This is a genomic window from Serpens gallinarum (assembly GCF_014836765.1).
GTDB classification, from domain to species: Bacteria; Pseudomonadota; Gammaproteobacteria; order Pseudomonadales; family Pseudomonadaceae; genus Serpens; species Serpens gallinarum.
On the sequence record NZ_JACSQG010000007.1, the window covers coordinates 49791 to 72757 of the forward strand.

Consider the following 22967-nt stretch of genomic DNA (forward strand, 5'->3'; position numbering starts at 1 on the left):
CAATCGCCCTCGTTAACCGTGCCAAGGCATCACCGGCCCTTGCGCCGTATAACTCGCGCACGTTCCATTGCCGAGACCCGACCATGCCGTCCTACAAAGCGCCGCTGCGCGATACCCGTTTCCTGCTTAACGAGGTGCTGGATTTCCCCAGCCACTACCAAAACCTGATCAATGGCGGCGAGGCCACTCCGGACATCGTGGATGCCATCCTCGAGGAGTGCGCAAAACTTTGCGAGGACGTGATTGCGCCCCTCTACCACAGCGGTGACGAGGAAGGCTGCCATCTACAGGATGGCGAGGTGCGCACGCCCAAAGGCTTCAAGGAAGCGTACGCCGCCTACATTGCCGGCGGCTGGCAGGGACTCTCGCACCCGGTGGAGTACGGTGGTCAGGGCCTGCCGATGAGCCTCGGCGCGCTCAAGCAGGAAATGCTCGGCACCGCCAATTGGCCGTTCGCCATGTATCCGGGGTTGTCGCTGGGGGCGATGAACACCATCATGCAACACGGCAACGAGGAACAAAAAAACACCTTCCTGCCCCCGCTTACCGAAGGCCGCTGGGCCGGTACCATGTGCCTGACCGAGCCGCAATGCGGCACCGACCTGGGTCAGGTGAAGACCCGGGCCGACGTAAACGCCGACGGCAGCTATGCGCTGACCGGCACCAAGATTTTTATCTCCAGTGGCGAACACGACCTAACCGAGAACATCGTGCACATCGTCCTTGCCCGCCTGCCCGACGCCCCCAAGGGCACCCGCGGCATCTCGCTGTTCATCGTACCGAAGTTCCTGGCCAACCCGGACGGCAGCCTCGGTGCGCGTAACGGCGTGACCTGCGGCGCGCTGGAAAAAAAGATGGGCATCAAGGCTTCGTCCACCTGCGTGATGAACTTCGACGCCGCCACCGGCTACCTGATCGGCCCGCCGCACAAAGGGCTGGAATGCATGTTCACCTTCATGAACAGCGCCCGCATCGGCACCGCCATCCAGGGCGTGGCCACCGCAGAGCTGGCTTACCAGGGCGCCCTGGCCTATGCACGCGAACGTCGTTCCATGCGATCGCTGTCCGGCACCAAGGAGCCGCAGCAGGTCGCCGACAGCCTGATGCACCACGGTGATGTTCGCCGCATGCTGCTCACCCAGAAAGCCATCGCCGAGGGCGGTCGCACACTGGTCTACCTCGCTACCCAGTATGCCGACAAGATGATCGAAGGCATGCTCGTCAACGATCAGACTCAGTACGCTCACTGGGACGACAAGCTCGGCTTCCTCACCCCGATTCTCAAGGGCTGCCTGACTGAGTTGGGGCTGGAATCGGCCAACCTGGGCATGCAGGTGTTTGGCGGCCACGGCTATATCAAGGAACACGGCATGGAGCAGATCGCCCGCGATGCGCGTATCGCCACGCTGTATGAAGGCACCACCGGCATCCAGGCCCTCGACTTGCTCGGCCGCAAGGTGCTGCTGATGACCCAGGGCAAGGCGGTGCGCGACTTCACCCGCGAGCTGAACACGCTGGCCTGGTCGCTGCTCAAGGAAGAACCGCAGATGCGCGGCAAGGCGCTGACCCTGCTCAGGCTCAGTGCCCAATGGAACCTATTGACCCTGCGCATCGCATTGCGCGCGCGCAAGCAGCGCGATCTGGTCAGCACCGCCAGCCATGACTTTTTGATGTACGCCGGCTACGTCGCCCTGGCCTGGTCCTGGCTTCTGCAGGAACGCACCGCCCGGCAAAAGCTGCGCGCCGGTGGCCAGGACTCGCCCGAGTTCTACCGCGCAAAAATAGCCACCAGCGACTTCTATTTTCAGCGGCTGCTGCCCCGCGCCAAAGGACATGCCAGCGCCATGCTCAAGCCCATCGGCTCGATCATGGATCTGCCGGGAGAGCATTTTGCTTTTGAGTAAAGTCATGGTCCAGCACACGTATGCACGGAGCCGTAGCCGTGCCATCCTATGGGCGCGGCATTTTCAGCGTGTTCAATGTTTAAATATTGAGCGCCAGCCCCACCAGCACCGCACACTCCACCAGCTCCAGCAGCGCCCCGGCCGTATCGCCGGTGGTGCCGCCGAGGCGATTCATCAGGCTACGGCGCACCAGATAGAACACCGCAGCGGCAATCAGGACGGCCAACAGCCCACTCCAGCCGGCCAGCAGCAGAATGCCCAACGCGGTGGCCAGCAGGACTTTCTGCCCGGCATCACGCGGCAGGTGCTCGGCCAATGCCTGCCCCAGGCCCCCAGGCCGCACATAGGGCGTATTCAGGAACAACGCCAGCAAAGCGGCCCGTCCCAGCAGTGGCGCCAGCAACAGCGCCAGGCCAGAGTCAGCGCCCAGCAGTACCCAGAGCGCGGCGAACTTGAGCAACAGCAATAGCACCAGGACGACCACGGCAATCGGCCCGCTGCGCGGATCTTTCATGATCGTCAGGGTGCGCTCGCGGTCACCGAAACCGCCCAGCCAGGCATCGGCCGTATCGGCCAGGCCGTCCAGGTGCAGGGCACCGGTCATGCCGATCCAGAGCGTCAGCAACAAGGCCGCCACCAGCAGGTTCGGGCTGCTCTCCAGCAACCAATTGCCGCATACCAGCACCAGCCCGAGCACCAAGCCCACCAGCGGATACCAGAGCAGCGAGCGCCCCTGTTCCTCCGGTGCCGGCATACCGGGCAAGCGGATTGGCAGGTTGGTGAGAAATTGCAGGGCGATCAGCAAGGGCAACGGAGTCTTCACACGGATGTCCGGTTGAGGGCGGAGGCCCGAACCTTACACAATGCGCATACGGCCGGTACAGGCTGGGTTACAGTCAGCCTCTATTTCCCAACGCCTCGACGCAAGGACCGCCATGCCCCTCAGCCGCGATCAGGCCCAGCAACGTGCCGACGATATTCAGGCGTTCCGCCGTGAACTGGAGCGTTTGCAGCAGGAGCAGGCCCTGAGCCTGACAGCGCCTCAGCACAGGCAACTCGATGCCCATCACGCTCGACTTCTGGACGTTTACCGGCACGTCTTCGACATCGACCCCAACCAGCACGCCAGGCAACTGTCCCTGGGCATGCGCATCGCCTCGCTGCTCGGCGCCCTGGCACTGGTGGCCAGCGTACTGTTCCTGTTCCACCAGTTCTGGGGCTATTTCGACACCGCTCTGCAGGTCGGCCTGCTCGCGGGCGCATCCGTGGGTAGCCTGCTGCTGACCTTTGCCGTACGCCAGCGCGATGCGTCCGGTTATTTCAGCAAGATGGTCGCCCTGCTCGCCCTGGCCTGCCTGGTGCTCAACACGGTGATGCTGGGACAGATTTTCAACCTTACCCCGAGCGACAACGTATTGCTGACCTGGGCCGCCTACGCCCTGTTGCTGGCCTACGCCTGCGAGGCGCGGCTGCTGCTGGCCGCCGGACTGATCTGCCTGCTGGGGTTCATCGCCGCCAAGATTAATGCCTGGAGCGGGTTCTACTGGCTGAACCTGGAATTCCCTGAACACTTTTTCCTCGCCGGCCTGCTCTGCTTTCTGGCGCCCCATTGGCTCCCAAAGGGCCGCTTCGACAGCTTTGCGTCGACCTATCGATTATTCGGCCTGCTGGCGCTGCTCGGGCCGGTTCTCGTGCTGGCCCACTGGGGCGCGGGCAGTCACCTGCCCTGGTCCATCGAGCTAATCGAAGGCGGTTACCAGGTGCTTGGTTTCGCCGGTTCCGCGCTGGCGATCTGGCTCGGCGCCCGGCGGGACTGGCCGGAGGTGGTGAATACCGGCCTGTGCTTCTTCATCATATTTCTCTTCAGCAAGCTGTTCGACTGGTGGTGGGAGGTGATGCCCAAGTACCTGTTCTTTCTAATGCTGAGCCTGGTGGCGGTGCTGATTCTGTTGATCCTGCGCCGGCTACGGGCGTCCCAGGTCAAGGCTGAGGGAATGCCCAATGACGCGTGAAACCCGGCATTACCTGCTGGCCGGCCTGGGGCTGATCCTCGCCATCAACCTGATCACCCTCGGCGGGGTGGCGTACAACCGCAGCGGCGAAGCGGAAAGCCGACTGCTGCTGAGCGAACGCGAACTGCCACGACTCAACCCACGTTACTCACCCGAAGATACCGCCGTCACCCTGAACCTGACTTGGCAGATGGCCCCGCGTGCCGAGGACGACGAGCCCTTTCGTCACGGCCTGAGCGAACGACAGATGCTTCAGTTGGGCTATGTGAAGCGCCCACCCGAGACCTGCACGCCCCGCTGCCCGCGCGCTGCCGAACGCGAGGCGCTGGTGGTGCTTGAACTGGATGGACCGATTTATCGGCAGCAACTCGAACGCCACCGGCAACGCCTGACACGCGCAGAACAGGCCGCAGTGTTATTGCCGGAGGATAAATCCCTGCGCCAGCGCGCCGAAGATGCGCGCCACGCCTTGCACCAGGTGGAAACCGGTAGCCGCCTGTACCTGGTCGATGTTGGCCTTGAGCTGGACGTACTACGCCAGCGCTACTCTAACCGCCAGCAATACGCGATCGTGAAAGGGCTGGTCCGCCCCTGGCAGAACGCTGAGAGCGGTCTGAGTGGCAGTGTCTCGTTGCGTGGTGCAGACCGGATCAACCTGCCCCGGAGTTGGCGCTCGAGCTTGCCCGAACAGAGTGACGATGCCAGCCAGGACAAGGCGCGCTACGCCGTCGAAGTCTCCTTCGGCAAACGCCTGGAGCCGTGGGTCAGCGACGTGTCCGCAGGCAGACAATCGCTCCCCCCCGTGGAACGCCACCCGGTGGATCGATAAGCGCGATCCACCTACGTTTCGACAGGATTCAGCCCTCGCGCAACGCCAACCCAGCACCGATCCACAACCGGTGCAGGGCGCCGTGGCCGACTTCCACCTGTAACAACTGCGCCTCCGGCAGGCCGCGGGCGCGGGCCAGCAGCAAGCGCATCACCCCGCCGTGGGTCAGCAACAAGGCGCGCTGCCCGGCCAGTTCCCAGTGCAGGCGCTCCACCGCTCCCAGCACGCGGCTGGCGAAATCGAGCAGCGGCTCGCCGTCTGGCGGTGTAAAGCCGTAGGGGTCGTTCCAAAAGGCACCCAGGGCGTGCTCGTCTTCGAGCATGATCTGCGCCGCGTTGCGCCCTTCCCAAGCGCCGAAATGCAGCTCGCGCAGGCCCGCCTCGATCTGCAATGGCAGACTCGTCTGCTGCGCCAGCTCCTCGGCAAAGGCCCGGCAGCGTTGCAACGGCGAGCTGACCAGCACATCCCAGTCGCCACCGAGCACGGCGGCGCGCAACTGCTGCCAGCCACTCTCGCTGAGCGGCACATCACTGCTGCCAAAAAAGCCGCTGCCCGCGGTGGTTTCACCGTGGCGCAGCAGGTCGAGGCACAGGCTCATGCCAGTTTGCCGGCCACGGCCGCTTCGGCGAAGGTCGCCATCTCGCCGTGCAGGGCGCAGGCCAGACGCAGCAGCGGCAACGCCACACCAGCACCGCTGCCTTCGCCCAGGCGCATACCGAGTTGCAGAATCGGCTGGGCATCCAGCGCCGCCAGCAACGGCGCATGGCCCGGCTCGGCGCCACTGTGGGCAAACAACAGCCAGTCGGCCACGCCCGGATTCAGGCGCACGGCAATCAGCGCGGCGGCGGTGCAGATCACCCCGTCCACCAATACGGTGATGCCCTGCTGAGCGCAGCCCAGATAAGCGCCGACCAGAGCAGCAATTTCCAGCCCGCCGAGGCGTTGCAGCCAGTCGTAAGCGTCGCGCTCGCCGGCATGCAGAGCCAGGGCACGCTGAATGGCGTCACGCTTGCGGCGCACGCCGTCGCTGTCCAGACCGGTGCCGGCGCCCACCAACTGTTCCAACTGCACACCCAACAATGCACAGGCCAGGGCGCTGGCCGCCGTGGTGTTGCCAATGCCCATTTCGCCGCCGATCAACAGCTGGCAGCCTTCAGCCGCCGCACGCACTGCGACGTCGCGGCCCACAGCCAACGCCGCGTCGCACTGCGCCGTCGTCATGGCCGGTCCCTGGATGAAGTTGGCAGTGCCGGCGGCCACGCCGTGTTCCGCCACGCCTGGCAAATTGGCGGGGGCCACGGTGCCCAGGTTGTGCACTTCCAAGTGGGCATTCTGTTGCCTGGCCAGCACGCTGATAGCAGCGCCGCCGGCCAAGAAGTTCTGCAGCATTTGCACCGTCACCGCCTGCGGATAGGCGGACACACCCTCGGCGACAACACCGTGGTCGCCGGCAAAAATGGCGATCCACACGTTATCGAGCTGCGGTTTTTCGCGTCCCTGCTGGGCCGCCAGGCGCACGGCCAGGGTTTCCAGCAGCCCGAGGGAGCCCGCCGGCTTGGTCAGTTGCGCCTGACGGGCGCAAGCGGCGGCTTCAGCCGTGGCATCAAGGGGGCGGCAGGGTTGCTGCCACCAGGGTAAATCAGTCACAGGGGGTCTCCTTTGAGCACCATCGGCAATCCGGCGACGGTGAAAACGACACGCTGGCAACGTTCGGCCAGCGCCTGATGCAGCCAGCCGGCCTCATCGACATAACGACGACTCAGCTCACCGAGGGGGACGATGCCCAAACCAGTTTCGTTGCCGACCAGAATGATGCGCCCCGGCAAGCGCGTCAGGGTTTCCAGCAGCGCCTCGCGCTGGGCGGCCAGACGGGCATCGTCCTCCAGCATAAGCAGGTTGGTCAGCCACAGGGTCAGGCAATCCACAAGCAGGCAGCGGTCGGGGGCGGCATTGTCGCGCAGCACGCGGGCCAGTTCGAGCGGTTCCTCGATCAGCCCCCACGTGGCCGGGCGCCGCCCGCGGTGATGGGTAATGCGCGCGCGCATCTCGCCATCCAGCGCCTGGCTGGTGGCGATATAGGTCACCGCCAGGCCGCTGTCGGCCGCCAGTTGCTCGGCCAACCGGCTCTTGCCGGAACGGGCGCCGCCGAGGATCAGTTCATACATGCGGGGGTTCTCGTTCGGTTTTTCAGGTTCAGGCGCTCAATATCGCGCTCAGGCCGCCCATGGTAATCCACCCGCCCAACGCAATAACGCCTCACGGGCAACTGGGTTCACGCGTGCTCGCCCCAGCGGTCAGTGAAGACCAATTCCTCCAGCGGACGTGCCTGGGCCCAACCTTCCTGCACCAACATCGGTTCGGCGTAGAACTCATGCACCGGCCCCAGGCACAGCACCGCCATCGGCTTGCTACCGGCTGGCATGTGCAGCAGTTCGGCCAACGCTGCGGGATCGAACAACGACACCCAGCCCATGCCCAGGCCTTCGGCGCGGGCCGCCAGCCAGAGGTTCTGGATGGCGCAGGACAGCGAGGCCAGGTCCATTTCCGGCAAGGTGCGCCGGCCAAAGATATGCCGTTCCCGGCCGTCCATCAGCGCCACCACCAGCAATTCGGCACAATCACGTACCCCTTCAACCTTGAGACGCATGAATTCGCTGCCTCGCTCGCCCAGCGCTTCGGCGGTGCGCAGGCGTTCCGCTTCCACCAGGCCCTGAATCCCCTCACGCAATTCGGGCTTGGTGATGCGGATAAACCGCCAGGGCTGCATCAGACCGACGCTGGGGGCCTGGTGCGCTGCCCGCAGCAGACGTTCAAGCAGCGCCGGCTCGACCGCTCCCCCAGCGAAGTGGCGCATGTCGCGGCGCTCGGCAATGGCGCGGTAAACGCCGGTACGTTGTTCGGAGGGGAAAGCGTGATCAGTCATGGCAGCAACAACTCGGCCGCCGCCCAAAGGAATGGGACGGCAGGTAAATAAGACGTAGGAAGCGGGTCAGTCGACCCCGGAAGCGCTAAGTATGCCCGCGCAAGCGCCCCTCCGGCAGGCCGACATGTTGCAAGACCACAGATGCAGCCAGGTAAAGTGCGGTTTCAACCTTACCGCACAGCCCGAAGCGCCGCCCTGCCGGCCGCAGACGGGCCGGTCACATCCGATGCCATAGCCCTGCCCAATGCGTCTTCCAGACTGATCATTTCGGCATGCAATCGGCAGGTGGCCTGCAGCATGGGCACCGCCAAGGCAGCACCGCTGCCATCGCCCATGCTCAGGTCGAGCTGCAACAGCGGATCGGCTTGCAGGGCCTCCAGCACCAGGCGATGGCCTGGCTCGGCACTCAACTGGGCGAACAGCAACCAGGGCCGGCAGCGCGGGTTCAGCCGCACCGCCAACAAGGCAGCGACGCTGCTGACGAAGCCGTCCACCAGCACCGGTACGCCCTGCTGGGCACACTCCAGATAGGCTCCGACCAACGCGGCAATTTCGAAGCCACCGAGGCTTTGCAGCAGGCCCAGCGGGCTGTCCCGCACCACGGCATGCCGCTCAAGCGCTGCATCGATCACCGTCTGCTTGTGTAGCACGCCAGTTTCGTCCAGCCCACAGCCGGGACCGACCAATAACGTCGCCGGATGACCCAACACCGCGCAGGCCAAGGCGGTGGCCGCCGTGGTGCTGCCCACACCCAGCCCGCCGCCGATAAACAGGTCCTGTCCCACCGCCCGACGGGCGCTCTCGCGCCCGGATGCCAGGGCGATCAGGCATTGCGCTGGGGTCATCGCATCGTCGTGGAGAAAATTCAGTGTGCCGGCGCCGATCTGCAAATGCCGCACCCCTTCAATCGTGCCCACCGGGCCCGCCGTGCCCAGGTCTATCACCTCCAGCGAGGCATTCAACTGACGGGCCAGCACACTCAGTGCCCCGCCTTCCACCGTGCTGCGCAGTAGCACCCCGGTCAGCGATTGCGGCGCAGCCGATATTCCCGCCTCCGCCACGCCGTGATCGGCGATGAACACCGACATGCAGATCTGATCCAGGCGGGGCTTTTCGCGCCCTTGCATGCCGGCCAGACGAATCAGCACCGGCTCCAGTTGGCCCAGCCCACCGGAAGGCTTGAGCGCGCGTTGTTGACGTCGAGTAGCCTTTTGCAGGGCCACGTGATCGAGTGCCTGGCAAGGCTCTTGCCACCAAAACAAATTCATTGGCGGTTCCTTTTTTATTGTTTTTGGCAGATTCGCATAGACCGCTAGTGCCAACGGCGCGAGCCGTTGTGCGTCCCCCTTTGACTGCAGCCCTGGTCTGTCGCTCCCCAGCGAGGGCTGGCCTAGCGGCCCCATGGCGCTACAGGCGTATCACCCTGCAGCAGGAGCGAGTATAGGGTTTTGATGTGATCGACTGCACGTTGAGCGCAGTGGCAAATTGTCACTTTTTCCCTTCGATAACGACTGAAATAAGACGATGCGAGCGTTATCGGGCACAAGCTCAGCGATTACGCGCCACCTGCCCCTCGTCGAAAATCCGCTTGGCGCCTTGATAGGTGTTTTGCCAATAACGGCTGGACAGGCTGTCCAGCCGCACGGTGCCGCCCGAAGAGGGGGCATGCACGAAGCGTCCTTCGCCAACGTAGATGCCGGCATGGCTGACATTGCTACCGCCGCTGGTCGCAAAGAACACCAGGTCGCCGGGCTGCAGTGCACCGCGTTTGATGCTGGGCGCCCGCAGGGTGCTCAACTGGGCTGTGGTGCGTGGCAACTGGATACCGGCGGCATCGCGATATACGAAGCCGATCAATCCGCTACAGTCGAAACCGCCCGCTGGCGTATTGCCGCCCCAACGGTACGGGGTGCCGACCAGACCGATGGCGCGAAACAGTACGTCGCTGGGAACCGCAGTCGCGGAACGCGGCGTAAACACGATGCTGGTTTGCGGCGCGGGGGATGAACAGGCGCCAAGCAGGCTGACCACTATGAGCAGGGCAATGCGAGCCAAGACAGGCATGGTAGACGTCCCAAAAGTGAAAGCGCCATCACTGTGTAGCGTAAGACGTGCAGGTGCAAGCCTTACGCGCCCTGCCTGTTAGCGCTGAGTCGTCTGCCCTTGGCCGGCAAGCTGCGCCAGATTGAGCGTCGGTACGCTGTCGGTGGTCAGTACGCGCTTGGCCTGCAAGTAACGTGTGCTCCAGTAACCCTGGTCCAGACGATCTATACGCACGCCGCTGCGGCGACTGGCGGAATGGATGAACTGCTGATCGCCAATATAGATCCCGGCATGGTTCACCCGGCCACCGCGGCCACGGGTGCTGAAGAAAATGATGTCCCCCGGCTGCAGTTCGCCCCGCGTCACACGGGGGGCGTTCAACTGGACCATCTCACGGGTGGTTCGGGGTAGTTTGATCCCGGCCTCCTCATGAAACAGATAGCCAATGAAACCACTGCAGTCGAACCCCGTCTTGGTTGACGTCCCGCCATAGCGGTAAGGGGTGCCGAGCAACTGCTGGCCACGATTGAGAATGCTGTCGGCCAGCTGTTCCAATTGCTGGCTTTCCAGCTCAACCAGGCGCGCCTCGATCTGTTGCTCAAACACCTCTATCTGGGCACTCAACGCCTCCAGCGGCGGAGCAGCGGGTTCAGTGTGTTGCGAAGGGGTGGAAGCACAACCTGTCAGAAATACAACGAGAGCCAAAGGCACGAAATGTGCGAAGCGTGTGGGCATGGGCACGGCCGTGTCGGTTAAAAAAGTGGCGAAACTATGCCAACCGGTAAATCGATTTTCAAATTCTATCGATCATTCAGTGACCAACGGCGATGACCGAAACTTCTAAGCGCCCCTGAACGGCACGGATATCGCAGAGGCGGCGCTCTTGGCGCGGGGGAAAGTTGAATCGCTCAAGCTTAACGTGGACCCTCGCCAGCGTAGTATCCCGACTCGACAATGCTGGATAATCACGTCGCAGGAGGCAAAAACCATTCTTTAGTTAACGCAGGGAAGTCCGCTGCTCTTAATGATTCACCGTATAGGCCAACATCATCGACAGCTGGCACAGCGGCCTGCCACTTTCTGCCTGCCATTGGTTAAAGGCCGCTTGCACCTGAGCCAGGTCACGAAGACTGGTGGGCGCCTTGTCGATGATCTCCTGCGCCTTGAGCGCAGCGACCACATCCTCGGCGGGCACGAAGGTATCTTTGCCGACCATGCGTAAGAAGCGCGGCGCCGACAAACCACCCAGCTGGCTGCCATGCTTGGCCAGATACTTCCACAGGCCGACGATGTCGCTCTGCGGCCAATCAGCAATTAACGCGCCGAAGCTGCCTTTCTCTCTGGCCACGTCCAGGATGAACTGCGCATTGCGCGGCACGCTCTTGAGCTTGCCGAAATGGCGAATCAGCCGCGCATCCTGCATCAGCCGCTCCACATGCTCAGCGCTCATCAACACGACCTTGTTGGGATCGAAGCCGAAGAATACCTCCTCGAACGCCGGCCACTTGGCATCCACCAGACTGTGTTTGAGCCCGGCGCGAAACACCCGTAAGGCCAGCTGCGACAAATACCGATCATCTGTCATGGTACGCAACGCCTCGGAACTTCTTGGCACTGGCAAGCGTGCCTCCAGCGCCGCCGTCGAGCCGAAACGGTTCAGACAGTATTCGTGAAGCCACTGGTAGTTGCGCATGGGATAAGCCTACGGAAGTCGGTTTGCTACGGGGGGCACAGGGTGCCGTGGCAGCGTGGCAAGTGCAACGTAGTGAGGCTCTTGGCCAGGGCATTCGGCCCATGAGCATCTACAGTGTTCACAGGTGCTTGTTCGTCTCGCTGTGCGTCATGCTTGCCGTTACGGGCGCATGGTAATCTCCGCCACCTTTTCCATTGCCCTGCGCACCCTTATGAGCTTCAGCCAAAGCCTTCTCCTCCTGACCGCCCTGATTCTGTTCAGCGCGTTCTTCTCTCTTGCCGAAATTGCCCTGGCCGCCTCGCGCCCGATCAAACTGCGCCAGATGGCCGACGAGGGCAGCGCCAATGCCCGGCGGGTCATCCATACCCAGGCCAACCCCGGTCATTATTTTACGGTGGTGCAGATCGGCATGAACGCCCTGGCCATTCTCGGCGGGATTGTCGGCGAGGGGTTCCTCAGCCCGCTATTCACCCAGCTGTTGGTGCCGCACATGGCCGCCGCGCAGGCCGCCACCCTGGCGTTCGTAGTGTCCTTTACTCTCACTACCTCATTGTTCATCGTGATTACCGACCTGGTGCCCAAACAGGTCGCCATGGCGATTCCCGAGCAGCTCGCCGTGCGTGTTATTGGCCCGATGCAGATCCTCACCACAGTGCTCAAGCCCGTGGTACTGATCTATTCCTGGCTGGTCAGTGGCCTGATCGCATTGTTCAACCTCCCGCGCAAGCGCGATGACAGCATTACCCCGGACGACATCATGGCAATGACCGAAGCCGGCGCCCAATCCGGCACCCTCGATCGCCACGAGCAGCAGGTCATCGAAAACATCTTCGAACTGGAAACCCGCACGCTGCCCAGTGCCATGACGCACCGCGACGCCATCGCCTATTTTCTGCACGATGACCCCGATACATTGATCCGCTCACGGATCAGCGACGCCCCCCATTCGTCCTACCCGGTCTGTGATGGTGACATCGACCACATCATCGGTTACGTCACTATCAAGGACCTGTTCAGGCGGGTGGTAAACAACCAACCCATCGCACTCAATGATCCGGGCCTGCTACGCAAGCCGCTGGTGGTTCCGGATCGCCTAACCCTGGCGGAAATGCTCAAGCAGTTTCGTCAGGCCGGCGAGACCTTCGCCTTGATCGTCAATGAATACAGCCTGGTAGTCGGCCTGGTCAGCCTCAACGACGTGATGAGCATCGTGATGGGCGACATGGTTTCGCCCTGGTACGAGGAACAGATCGTGCGCCGCGACGCCAATTCCTGGCTGATCGACGGCATTACCCCCATTCAGGATGTGCGCCGGGCGCTAGAGATCGACAGCGTGCCCCACGAAGACGAGTATGAAACCCTTGCCGGCCTGCTGATGACCATGTTGCGCCGCGTGCCGAAACGCACCGACAGCGTGACCTGGGGCGGCTACACCTTCGAGGTGATGGATGTGGACAGCTACCGGATCGACCAGGTGATGGCGACACGCATCACGCCGCAGCTGGGCAAGGAAGGCTCTGAGCAGGAGTAAGCCCAGGCGGGCAGCCTTTGGGTGCGGCTTGATTCGCCAAAGGCAACCTCCTAGGGTCTGCGCCGGGGTTGATTTCAAGCCTGCCCCGGTTTTCAGGAATGGATGCAAAAACTTGTAACAATGACTCATAAGCTCAGCAATTGAATTCCTTTACCCTTCTCGACCTTCGTTTCCATTTCGGATTTTATGGACAGTGACAGTAGCAAACCGCCCTCGCCGTGCAGGCCGAGAGCGGCTCAATCTCCAGGCAGTGCCTTTCGGCGCCTAGCCTCTCGCAGCCCTTGCGCTGCATCTCTGGTTAATCGGCTGACGTTTTCGCTGCGACCCCAACGGGTTCGTGGATCGTTCGGCTGTACCCGTTTTCCCATCAAGAGCATGCACTAAATGGAATGGATCGCTGATCCCACCGCCTGGCTGGGGCTGTTGACCCTGATCGTCCTGGAAATCGTTCTGGGCATCGACAACCTGGTCTTCATCGCGATTCTCGCGGACAAACTGCCGCCCGAGCAGCGCGACCGAGCGCGCATGATCGGCTTGAGCCTGGCGATGATCATGCGCCTGGGTCTGCTGGCCAGCATCGCCTGGCTGGTGACCCTGACGCAGCCGCTGTTCAGCGTGTTCGACCATGCCTTCTCCGGCCGCGACCTGATCATGCTGTTCGGCGGCATCTTCCTGCTGTTCAAGGCGACGATGGAGTTGCACGAGCGGCTCGAAGGCCACACTCACCAAGTCTCCGGCAGCAAGGCCTATGCGCGCTTTTGGCCGGTGGTCGCGCAGATCATAGTGCTCGACGCGGTGTTCTCGCTGGACGCGGTCATCACCGCCGTGGGTATGGTCGAGCATTTGCCGGTGATGATGATTGCGGTGGTGATCTCCATGGGCCTGATGATGGTCGCCAGCAAACCCCTGACCGCCTTCGTCAATGCCCGCCCCACCGTCATCATGCTGTGCCTGGGCTTTTTGATGATGATCGGCTTCAGCCTGACGGCCGAAGGGTTCGGATTCCACATTCCGAAAGGCTACCTGTACGCCGCCATTGGCTTCTCGATTGCCATCGAGTTCTTCAATCAGTTGGCCCGCTCGCGGCGCAAACGCAGCCTGCAGGGCGAGCGCGGGCTGCGCGACCGCACCGCCCATGCGGTGATGCGTCTGCTCGGCGGCAAGGTAGAAATGGATGAAGTGGGCGAGGAGATTGCCGACATGCTCGGCGGTGCCACGGGCGATGGCGTGCCGTTCGATCGACGCGAGCGCGTCATGATCCGCGGTGTGCTGGGTCTGGCGGATCAGTCCATCCAGAAAGCCATGACCGACCGCATGGAAGTTGACCGGATCAATCTCGATGACCCGCTTGAGAAGATTCATCAGGCACTGCTGGATTCCCCTCACTCGCGTCTGCTGGTTTCCCGCGGCAATGCCGCTGACGTGCCCTTGGGTTATATCCACAAGAAGGAGCTGTTCAGGCAACTGCTTAAAGGCGAGCACGCGGACATCGAAAGCCTGGTACGCACTCCCATCAACTTGCCCGACAGCTCATCGGTGCTCAATGCCCTGGAGCAGATGCGCCAGGCCGCCACCCACGTGGCATTCGTGGTCAATGAGTTTGGCGATTTCGAAGGCTTGCTGACGCTCACCGATATCCTCGAAGCCATTGCCGGCGAGCTTCCCGATGCCAGCGAAATCGAAGGCCCGGATATTGAGCCTGTAGAGGGTGGATACCACGCAAGCGGCGCCGTTAACCTGCTGGTGTTACGTGACCGGCTCGGTTTCAACGCCAAGCCAACGGACGACTACCAGACCCTTTCCGGGTTGGCGATGAGTGTGCTGGATCGATTGCCGTTGACCGGTGATCGAATCGAGTACGCCGACTGGCAACTGACGGTGCTTGAGGTCAGGGATCGTCGGGTGACGAAGATGTTCATCCAGCCCCAGGCGCACGCCTCACGCTAGGCATCGCATCGCGACACGCCCAAAGTCGAAACGGCTCTGGCGTGTCGCGAACTGCGCAGCGGGCGATTACAGGCTCATCAGATCGACGAAACGCGGCGTGGCGGCGTCGTCGATCTTCAGGCTCTTGAAGTCGAACAGGTTGCGATCCGCCAATTGCGAAGGCACCACGTTCTGCAGGGCGCGGAACATGATTTCGGTACGGCCCGGCGATTGGCGCTCCCAGTCCTGCAGCATGCCCTTGACCACCTGGCGCTGGAGATTTTCCTGCGAGCCGCACAGGTTGCAAGGAATGATCGGGAATTCCTTCATCTTCGAATAGGCTTCGATGTCTGCCTCGTTGCAATAGGCCAGCGGTCGAATCACCACGTTACGGCCGTCGTCGGACAGAAGCTTGGGCGGCATGGCCTTGAGCGTGCCGCCGTAGAACATGTTCAGGAAGAAGGTTTCCAGAATGTCATCGCGATGGTGACCGAGGGCCATCTTGGTCGCGCCGATCTCGTCGGCATAGGTGTACAGCGTACCGCGACGCAAGCGCGAGCACAGCGAGCAGGTGGTCTTGCCTTCCGGGATCTTTTCCTTGACCACCGAGTAAGTGTCTTTCTCGATGATGTGATACTCGACGCCCAGCGCCTTGAGGTATTCGGGCAGCACATGCTCGGGGAAACCCGGTTGTTTCTGGTCCATGTTCACCGCGACGATGTCGAATTTGATCGGCGCGACTTTCTGCAAGTACAGCAAGACGTCAAGCATGGTGTAACTGTCCTTGCCGCCTGACAGGCAGACCATGACCTTGTCGCCGTCTTCGATCATGTTGAAGTCGGTGACGGCTTCCCCGGCCTGACGGCGCAGGCGCTTTTGCAGTTTGTTCTGGTTGACCGAAAGAGTGCCCATGCTGTGTGGAGTCCGGCGAAAATTCTGGAAGCCGCGCATTTTACGCGCAAAGTCGATGCAGCCCCAGCCCCGTTGGGTCATGCCCGGCTGTCTTACGTTGCGCCTGCTGTCCCTGTGCTAGGCTGCCCGCCATGACAACCGACCTCGATCCGGCGCAGGACCTGTGCGAACACTTGCATGTCCTGCTGCGCGAAACGCCCCAGGGCTGCAGCGAATATCAGCTGATACAGATGCTTAAAGCACGCCACAGCACGCACATCCCCCATCTGCCTCTGAAGGATCCGCTGGTGCTGTTTCGCACCCACTTCTTGCTATTCAACGCGCTGTATCGCCTGCGCGACCAATTATGGGCCGCGGCCCGAGGCCACGTGTCGATCAGCCCGCTGTGCGTGCAGCTACTGCCGTACCAGGCTGGCAGCCAGGCCCTGAGCGAAGGCGATACGCTGCGCGACTACTACCTGGACATAAGCCATCTGCGCGACACCACCGAGCAAGATGTGGAGCGCCTGCTCTCCAGCTTCTGGACGCGTATGCAGGGCGGCGATGAAAAACGAGCGGCGCTGGAGCTGTTCGAACTGGATCAACACAAGGCGCTCAAGCTGGCTGACATCCGCCTGCGCTATCGCCAACTGGTCAGCCAGCATCATCCGGATCGAGGCGGCAGCACGGAACGCCTGCAATCGATCAATACCGCGATGGACATTCTTCAACGCTATTACTACTAAACCTTATGGATCCATTTGCTCTAAAGCAGCGCCGTTTAACGTAACGGGCCTGCCTATACTCCCAACCAAGGCCGCAGTGGATGGCCTGATAACAAGAGGAGTGGTAGCTATGAGCAATCACGTCTGGGGGTTATTCACCCGTCCCAACCGAGAGTGGCAAGCAATTCGCCGCACTGAACGAGGCGGGCCACTGCAATTCGTGCCAACCCTGATTCTCGCCGCAATTCCCGCCGTTTCCGCCTTCATCGGTACCACCCAGGTCGGCTGGAAACTGGGCTCAGGCACGGCGGTAAAACTCACTGAAAGCAGCGCCCTGCCCCTGACCCTGCTGTCCTATCTGGCCATGCTGGCGGGGGTGGTTGCCATGGGTTATTTCATTCACTGGATGGCGCGCACTTACCACGCCAATCCCAGCCGCAGCCAGTGCATCCGCTTTGCTGCCTTTACCGCCACGCCGCTGTTCATCGGCGGACTCGCCGCGCTCTACCCTAGTCTATGGCTGGGCATGCTGGTCGGTACCGCGGCCATTTCCTACACCGTTTACCTGCTCTATGCAGGACTACCCACTTTCATGGGCATTCACCCCGACGAAGGCTTTCTGTTCTCCAGCTCGGTACTGGCGGTAGGCCTGGTGGTACTGGTAGCCATGATGGCAACCTCGGTAATTATCTGGGGAATGGGCATCGGACCGGAATACATCCGCTAACCCCTGCCCCATCTTCCCTATAATGGCGCGCTCAGGAGATCCGCGCGCCATGCCCGAACTGTTAAATTCCCGCGTCGAGGCCTGTTATCAGCAGGCCGAGGCGTTCTTCAAACGCACCTTTCGCCGTCCTCAAGTGAGTCTGCGCCTGCGCGGACAGAAGGCCGGTGTTGCGCATCTGCAGGAAAACCTGCTGCGTTTCAATGCGCAGTTATACCGCGACAATCGCGAACATTTCCTCAAGCAGACCGTGGCCCATGAAGTCGCCCATCTGGTCGCCCACCAGCTTTTTGGTCCACGAATCAAGCCCCACGGCGAAGAGTGGCAATCGATCATGCGCGGTGTCTATCAATTGCCTGCGGACCGCTGCCATCACTATGACGTGCAGCGGCGGCCAGGCACCCGCTACCTGTATCGCTGCGCATGCCCGGATGGCGAGTTTCCCTTTACCGCCCAGCGTCACACCCTCGTCGGCAAGGGGCGTCGTTATCTATGCAGGCGATGCAAATCAACACTGGTTTTCAGTGGGGAGCGGCGAGTGGCATAACGTCGTGCGCGTGAGCGTCAAGCTCAAGGGGGATAACGCCGCATGGCGGACTGCAGCGGACGGCGAAGCAAAAAGGGTTATCACGCACGTCATGTGATAACCCCCTTGGTAAAATCTTACTGTGCGCGCTCGAAGCAGGCCACACCCGAGGTACCAAAGCGGTTGGCCGTGGTGTATTCGGACATATAGACCAGTTTCCAACCGTCAAACTGAGCGAACACCTTATCCATCTCCTTCTTGGAACGCATATCGACTTCTGCGCAACGCGTTTGCGCATTCGCACCGATACCGGTATCCCACTGGACAGACGAAATGTTCGCAGGAGCGCAACCGGCCAATGCAACGGAAGCCAGGGCGATAACCAACAGTTGTTGTTTCATACATCATTCCTTGTGCGTTAAACCTGAACCAGCATGCTCAGGCGGTGGGCACGCTATCAATTAGCCATTATCGTGTCCAGCGTCCTTAAGACGCATAGCTCACCCCCGCCAGGCCATTACGTTGCCTTGGGCTTCCTGCCTATTGCCGGCACGCCCCCTGCACCCTAACCGAGTATTCGCACTTTCCCGGCGTGATTACGCGCGCCGTCAGCTTGCCCGTAATCAACGGCCTGACTACCATCGCCCACGGGATCAAGGAGCCGAGCCATGCGTGAGCGCACCATTGCCAGCCATTTTGTCCGCGCCGCGTTGCGGGGTGCTGGGCGTCGGGGGCACGATTGCCACGAATTGCTGCGTCAGTCCAACCTGCCGGTGGCAATCGTTGACGAGCCGCGTGCCCGTGTCGCTCCCGAGCACTTCGTCCAGCTGATTCAGTTGCTCTGGGAAACGCTGGATGACGAATACCTCGGGCTCGGCGAACAACCCAGCAAGCGCGGCACCTTTGCCATGATGGGGCACGCGATCATTCATTGCCGCACCCTGGAAAAGGCCCTGCAGCGCGGCATGATGTTTTATCGCCTGTTTCCCTGGGCGGCCCAGCTCCACCTACACCGCGACAATGAATGGGCTTATCTGAGTGTCACCACCGATTCGCAATGGGATCCGGAGCATTTCCTGGTCGAAAGCCTGCTGGTGATCTGGCATCGCTTGAGCAGTTGGTTGATTGGCCAGCGCATCCGCCTGGAAGGAACCACCTTTGCCTATCCACAGCCTGCCCACGCCACCGAGTACGATCTGTTGTTTCCCGGTGCACGGCGGTTTGCGGCGGAACATACAGGTTTGCGCTTCCAAGCCCGCTATCTGGACATGCCGCTTCTACAGGATGAGCGCACCCTCAAACAGTTCCTGAAACGTTCTCCCGCAGACCTGCTCGCTCGCCCCGTGGGCGGCCACAGCCTGGCCAGTCGGATCCGCCGCCTGCTGGGGCGCAACTGTACGGACTGGCCGAACCTCGACAGCGTCGCGCGTCAATTGCACTGCAGCCCGCAAACGCTGCGCCGCCGCCTGCGTGAGGAAGGCACCACGTTCCAGGAGTTGAAGGACCATCTGCGCCGTGACCGGGCAATTTATCTATTGAGTCGCGCCGAATTTTCCATCCAGACCATTGCCGAACAACTGGGCTTTTCCGAATCGTCCGCCTTTCACCGTGCCTTTAAAAAATGGACAGACCTGACTCCCGGTGCTTACCGCGCTCTGGAGCGTTAACAGGCCGCTGAATAACGCCATCTGCTATCACAGGGTAGCTTCACAGGGCGTTACGCACCGGCACTTGCACCGTGGCCAGGAATCTCCAGAATGGCGGCCGTCATTCACCTCCGATCGTCGAGAGTGCTCCAGACATGTTTTTCAAGCGCGGCCTCAAGTCACTTATCACCACCTGGCTGGCCGGACTGCTGGCCTTACTGCCACTGGCCTTGACGCTGCTGTTGCTGACCTGGATCGTTAGCCTGCTGAACCGTTTTGCCGGACCCTCGACGCCGCTTGGCCAGCTCTTCGCGACCGTTGGCCATCCGTTTGTGGAAAGTCCGGTACAGGCTTACCTGATTGGCACCCTGCTACTGATTGCAGCCATCTTTCCCTTGGGCCTGGCGGTGCAACTTGGCCTCAAAGGCCCACTGTCGCGCCTGATCAACGGTATTTTGCGGCGTATCCCGCTCTTGGGCACGTTGTACAGCCTGACCGACCGCTTCGTTGGCCTGCTGGATAAAAAAGAAGGCGCGGATATCGGCGCCATGAGTCCAGTCTGGTGTTTTTTTGGCGGCGATGGCGTTGCAGTGTTGGCGCTACTACCCAATCCAGAGCCCATCGAGATCGAAGGGCGCGCCTACCATGCCGTGCTGGTGCCCACCGCGCCAATTCCGGTGGGCGGCGGTCTGCTCTACATCCGTACTGAGTGGGTACGCCCGGCCAATATCGGCATCGAGGCCTTTACCCGCATTTATGTGTCCATGGGATTGACTCCACCGCCCCTCAAACCCGGCAAAAATCTTCCGCAAGCAGTGTTTGACAACAGCGAAGCGCCTCAAGCCTGACGCAGCCTGGGCCTGATCGGCTATTCTGCAGTCGACTAACGCGGCGAATTGGCTCGCCCAGAACTCGGGCGCACGCAGCCTGTTACTGAGGAAATGTTGGCTGCCGGAGGGAATGGCTTCGATACGCAGCCTGTACAACGACGGACGTTTCAGCAACACCCGGACATGCCTTCTAGGCTTAGGCTTCATCCCTAGTCACGTGAGAGCCTCGCCATGCGCCCCTTTCTTCCCAGCCTGCTGATTATGTCCAGCAGCCTTGTCCAGGCCGATATCCAGACGCGCGAGATCCCTTATCAAAGCGCCGACGGTACCCAACTGCTTGCTTATTACGCCTATGACGATGCCGCCCAAACGCCACGCCCCGGTGTGCTGGTTGTGCATGAATGGTGGGGACTGAACGATTACACCAAGCGGCGTGCCCGCGACTTGGCTGCCTTGGGGTATACCGCCTTGGCCATTGATATGTACGGTGAGGGCAAGAATACCCGCCATCCGGCCGATGCCAAGGCGTTCATGCAGGCCGCCGCCGAAAATGCCCAGTCTGGCAAGGCTCGCTTTCTTGCGGGGCTGGAACTGCTCAAGCAACAACCGCAGACAGATGCCTCACGACTGGCAGCCATCGGCTATTGCTTCGGCGGCAAGGTGGTCCTGGACATGGCCCGCCAAGGAGTTCCACTGGCGGGCGTGGTGAGCTTCCATGGCAACCTGTCGCCAGCTGTTCCAGCCAGTCCCGGCAGCATCAAGGCGCGCATCCTGGTCGAACACGGCGAAGCGGACAGCATGGTCGGCCCCGAGCAGGTGAAAGCGTTCAAGGCGGAAATGGATCAGGCCGGCGCTGATTACCGCTTTGTGAGTCTGCCCGGCGCCAAGCATGCCTTCTCCAACCCTGACGCCGATGCCTATCAAGCCCAGGGCCTGGATCTGGCTTACCAGAAACAAGCCGACGAGCGTTCCTGGTCGGATATGCAGGCGTTTTTCGAGAAGCTGTTCGGGGAATGATCGCTGGCAGACGCCCACAAAAAAGGGCGACCGAAGTCGCCCTTTTTCTCGATGGAATCAGAACTTAGTTCTGGTTTTCCATCTGTGCACGGATCAGATCACCAATGGTGGTCGGGCCGGTGCTTTCCACTTCCTGCTTGGTGCGCAGCTCTTTCATCGCGTCCTTTTCGTCTTCGACGTCTTTGGACTTGATGGACAGGCTGATCACGCGGGACTTGCGGTCGATGCTGATGATCTTGGCTTCGACTTCCTCGCCTTCCTTCAGCACGTTGCGGGCGTCTTCAACGCGGTCGCGGCTGATTTCGGAAGCCTTCAGAGTGGCCTCGATATCGTTGCCCAGATCGATGATGGCGCCCTTGGCGTCAACTTCTTTTACGATGCCACGAACAATGGTGCCCTTCTCATTCAGGGAGGCGTAGTTGGAGAACGGATCGTCTTCCAGCTGCTTGATACCCAGGGAGATGCGCTCGCGCTCCGGATCAACAGACAGGATCACGGTGTCCAGCTCGTCGCCCTTCTTGAAGCGACGAACGGCTTCTTCACCAGCTTCGTTCCAGGAAATGTCGGACAGGTGAACCAGACCGTCGATGCCGCCGTCCAGACCAATGAAGATACCGAAATCGGTGATCGACTTGATGGTGCCGGAGATGCGGTCGCCCTTGTTGAACTGGCCAGAGAAGTCTTCCCACGGGTTGGACTTGCACTGCTTGATGCCCAGGGAGATACGACGACGCTCTTCGTCGATGTCCAGAACCATAACTTCCACTTCGTCGCCGACCTGAACGACCTTCGACGGGTGGATGTTCTTGTTGGTCCAGTCCATTTCGGACACGTGCACCAGGCCTTCCACGCCCTCTTCCAGCTCGGCGAAGCAGCCGTAGTCGGTGAGGTTGGTGACCTTGGCCATTACGCGGGTGTTTTCCGGGTAACGGGCCTTGATGGCAACCCATGGGTCTTCGCCCAGCTGCTTCAGACCCAGGGAAACGCGGTTGCGCTCTCGGTCGAACTTCAGCACCTTGACGTCGATCTCGTCGCCAACGTTGACGATCTCGGACGGGTGCTTGATGCGCTTCCAGGCCATGTCGGTGATGTGCAGCAGGCCGTCTACGCCGCCCAGGTCCACGAATGCGCCGTAGTCGGTGAGGTTCTTGACGATACCCTTGACTTGCTGGCCTTCCTGCAGGGATTCCAGCAGGGCTTCGCGCTCGGCGCTGTTCTCGGCTTCCAGCACGCTGCGACGGGAAACGACAACGTTGTTGCGCTTCTGGTCGAGCTTGATGACCTTGAACTCGAGTTCTTTGTTTTCCAGGTGGGTGGTGTCGCGCACAGGGCGGACATCGACCAGGGAACCCGGCAGGAACGCGCGGATGCCGTTGACGTCGACAGTGAAGCCACCTTTGACCTTACCGTTGATGACGCCCTTGACCACTTCTTCAGCAGCAAACGCAGCTTCCAGAACGATCCAGCACTCGGCGCGCTTGGCTTTTTCGCGGGACAGCTTGGTTTCACCGAAGCCGTCTTCCACTGCGTCCAGTGCGACGTGAACTTCGTCACCTACCTTGATGGTCAGCTCGCCCTGCTCGTTGTAGAACTGCTCGACCGGGATGACGCCCTCGGACTTGAGGCCAGCATGCACGGTGACCCAGTCACCGTCGATGTCGACCACGATGCCGGTGATGATGGCACCCGGCTGCATGTCGAGGGATTTCAGGCTTTCTTCAAATAGTTCTGCAAAGCTTTCGCTCAT

General features: G+C 61.4%; 23 protein-coding genes. 11 read left to right on the forward strand and 12 right to left on the reverse strand.

Features of this window, described 5'->3' with window-relative positions; genetic code table 11:
- The first annotated feature begins 83 nt into the window (after positions 1–83).
- Positions 84–1904: an acyl-CoA dehydrogenase C-terminal domain-containing protein gene (locus H9642_RS13085; RefSeq protein ID WP_251836894.1), complete on the forward strand. Its 1821-nt coding sequence runs from the start codon at positions 84–86 to the stop codon at positions 1902–1904.
- Between the two features lie 79 nt (positions 1905–1983).
- Here H9642_RS13085 and H9642_RS13090 read toward each other — a convergent pair whose 3' ends face one another.
- The gene (locus tag H9642_RS13090) at positions 1984–2727 is read right to left on the reverse strand and encodes an adenosylcobinamide-GDP ribazoletransferase (RefSeq protein WP_350027867.1); all 744 of its coding nucleotides are present in this window, start codon (positions 2725–2727) and stop codon (positions 1984–1986) included.
- Positions 2728–2839: 112 nt separating this feature from the next.
- Here H9642_RS13090 and H9642_RS13095 point away from each other — a divergent pair, with 112 nt between their 5' ends.
- Both H9642_RS13095 and H9642_RS13100 read left to right on the forward strand, forming a co-directional pair.
- On the forward strand, positions 2840–3916 hold the full coding sequence (locus H9642_RS13095; RefSeq protein WP_251836895.1) for a DUF2157 domain-containing protein: 1077 nt from the start codon (positions 2840–2842) through the stop codon (positions 3914–3916).
- The gene (locus H9642_RS13100) at positions 3906–4745 is read left to right on the forward strand and encodes a DUF4824 family protein (protein WP_251836896.1); all 840 of its coding nucleotides are present in this window, start codon (positions 3906–3908) and stop codon (positions 4743–4745) included. The genes H9642_RS13095 and H9642_RS13100 overlap by 11 nt, the downstream gene beginning before the upstream one ends.
- A gap of 28 nt (positions 4746–4773) precedes the next feature.
- On the opposite strand, the gene cobC is transcribed toward H9642_RS13100, so the two are convergent.
- The 8 genes from cobC to H9642_RS13140 all read right to left on the reverse strand — a co-directional run bounded on the left by cobC (position 4774) and on the right by H9642_RS13140 (position 11404).
- A complete protein-coding gene (gene cobC / locus H9642_RS13105; RefSeq protein WP_251836897.1) occupies positions 4774–5343 on the reverse strand; it encodes an alpha-ribazole phosphatase family protein in 570 nt (189 codons plus the stop codon).
- Positions 5340–6392 (reverse strand): nicotinate-nucleotide--dimethylbenzimidazole phosphoribosyltransferase, encoded by a 1053-nt coding sequence (gene cobT, locus H9642_RS13110; RefSeq protein WP_251836898.1) that lies wholly within the window; start codon positions 6390–6392, stop codon positions 5340–5342. Before cobT (H9642_RS13110) ends, cobC begins: the two co-directional genes overlap by 4 nt.
- On the reverse strand, positions 6389–6910 hold the full coding sequence (gene cobU / locus H9642_RS13115) for a bifunctional adenosylcobinamide kinase/adenosylcobinamide-phosphate guanylyltransferase (RefSeq protein ID WP_251836899.1): 522 nt from the start codon (positions 6908–6910) through the stop codon (positions 6389–6391). Before cobU ends, cobT (H9642_RS13110) begins: the two co-directional genes overlap by 4 nt.
- Positions 6911–7017: 107 nt before the next feature.
- Positions 7018–7668 (reverse strand): 5,6-dimethylbenzimidazole synthase, encoded by a 651-nt coding sequence (gene bluB, locus H9642_RS13120; protein WP_251836900.1) that lies wholly within the window; start codon positions 7666–7668, stop codon positions 7018–7020.
- Positions 7669–7838: 170 nt separating this feature from the next.
- Positions 7839–8936 carry a nicotinate-nucleotide--dimethylbenzimidazole phosphoribosyltransferase gene (gene cobT, locus H9642_RS13125; protein ID WP_251836901.1) on the reverse strand — a complete coding sequence of 366 codons (1098 nt, stop codon included), beginning with the start codon at positions 8934–8936 and terminating at the stop codon, positions 7839–7841.
- Between the two features lie 280 nt (positions 8937–9216).
- Positions 9217–9732, reverse strand: coding sequence for a C40 family peptidase (locus H9642_RS13130; protein ID WP_251836902.1), 516 nt, complete (start codon positions 9730–9732; stop codon positions 9217–9219).
- Positions 9733–9810: 78 nt separating this feature from the next.
- A complete protein-coding gene (locus H9642_RS13135) occupies positions 9811–10446 on the reverse strand; it encodes a C40 family peptidase (protein ID WP_251836903.1) in 636 nt (211 codons plus the stop codon).
- A 286-nt stretch (positions 10447–10732) separates the two neighbouring features.
- Positions 10733–11404, reverse strand: coding sequence for a DNA-3-methyladenine glycosylase I (locus H9642_RS13140; RefSeq protein WP_251836904.1), 672 nt, complete (start codon positions 11402–11404; stop codon positions 10733–10735).
- A gap of 169 nt (positions 11405–11573) precedes the next feature.
- Between H9642_RS13140 and paeA the strand changes: the two genes are divergently transcribed.
- Both paeA and H9642_RS13150 read left to right on the forward strand, forming a co-directional pair.
- Positions 11574–12935, forward strand: coding sequence for a polyamine export protein PaeA (paeA, locus tag H9642_RS13145; RefSeq protein ID WP_251836905.1), 1362 nt, complete (start codon positions 11574–11576; stop codon positions 12933–12935).
- A 384-nt stretch (positions 12936–13319) separates the two neighbouring features.
- Complete coding sequence (locus tag H9642_RS13150; RefSeq protein ID WP_251836906.1) at positions 13320–14882, forward strand: TerC family protein; 1563 nt, start codon at positions 13320–13322, stop codon at positions 14880–14882.
- A gap of 66 nt (positions 14883–14948) precedes the next feature.
- Here the strand turns inward: H9642_RS13150 and ttcA are convergent, their stop codons facing one another.
- Positions 14949–15773, reverse strand: a complete 825-nt coding sequence (gene ttcA / locus H9642_RS13155; protein WP_251837033.1) for a tRNA 2-thiocytidine(32) synthetase TtcA — start codon at positions 15771–15773, stop codon at positions 14949–14951.
- A gap of 131 nt (positions 15774–15904) precedes the next feature.
- Here ttcA and H9642_RS13160 point away from each other — a divergent pair, with 131 nt between their 5' ends.
- From H9642_RS13160 to H9642_RS13170, 3 genes are all read left to right on the forward strand, one after another.
- Positions 15905–16498 carry a DNA-J related domain-containing protein gene (locus tag H9642_RS13160; RefSeq protein WP_251836907.1) on the forward strand — a complete coding sequence of 198 codons (594 nt, stop codon included), beginning with the start codon at positions 15905–15907 and terminating at the stop codon, positions 16496–16498.
- A gap of 109 nt (positions 16499–16607) precedes the next feature.
- On the forward strand, positions 16608–17204 hold the full coding sequence (locus tag H9642_RS13165) for a Yip1 family protein (RefSeq protein ID WP_251836908.1): 597 nt from the start codon (positions 16608–16610) through the stop codon (positions 17202–17204).
- A 49-nt stretch (positions 17205–17253) separates the two neighbouring features.
- Complete coding sequence (locus H9642_RS13170) at positions 17254–17748, forward strand: SprT family zinc-dependent metalloprotease (RefSeq protein ID WP_251836909.1); 495 nt, start codon at positions 17254–17256, stop codon at positions 17746–17748.
- A gap of 116 nt (positions 17749–17864) precedes the next feature.
- Here H9642_RS13170 and H9642_RS13175 read toward each other — a convergent pair whose 3' ends face one another.
- Positions 17865–18128 (reverse strand): hypothetical protein, encoded by a 264-nt coding sequence (locus H9642_RS13175; RefSeq protein ID WP_251836910.1) that lies wholly within the window; start codon positions 18126–18128, stop codon positions 17865–17867.
- A 267-nt stretch (positions 18129–18395) separates the two neighbouring features.
- On the opposite strand from H9642_RS13175, the gene H9642_RS13180 reads away from it, so the two are divergent.
- From H9642_RS13180 to H9642_RS13190, 3 genes are all read left to right on the forward strand, one after another.
- Positions 18396–19394 (forward strand): AraC family transcriptional regulator, encoded by a 999-nt coding sequence (locus tag H9642_RS13180; protein WP_251836911.1) that lies wholly within the window; start codon positions 18396–18398, stop codon positions 19392–19394.
- 134 nt (positions 19395–19528) lie between these two features.
- The gene (locus H9642_RS13185) at positions 19529–20221 is read left to right on the forward strand and encodes a DUF502 domain-containing protein (protein ID WP_251836912.1); all 693 of its coding nucleotides are present in this window, start codon (positions 19529–19531) and stop codon (positions 20219–20221) included.
- A gap of 213 nt (positions 20222–20434) precedes the next feature.
- Complete coding sequence (locus H9642_RS13190) at positions 20435–21220, forward strand: dienelactone hydrolase family protein (protein WP_251836913.1); 786 nt, start codon at positions 20435–20437, stop codon at positions 21218–21220.
- A gap of 64 nt (positions 21221–21284) precedes the next feature.
- Here the strand turns inward: H9642_RS13190 and rpsA are convergent, their stop codons facing one another.
- Positions 21285–22967, reverse strand: a complete 1683-nt coding sequence (gene rpsA, locus H9642_RS13195) for a 30S ribosomal protein S1 (RefSeq protein ID WP_251836914.1) — start codon at positions 22965–22967, stop codon at positions 21285–21287.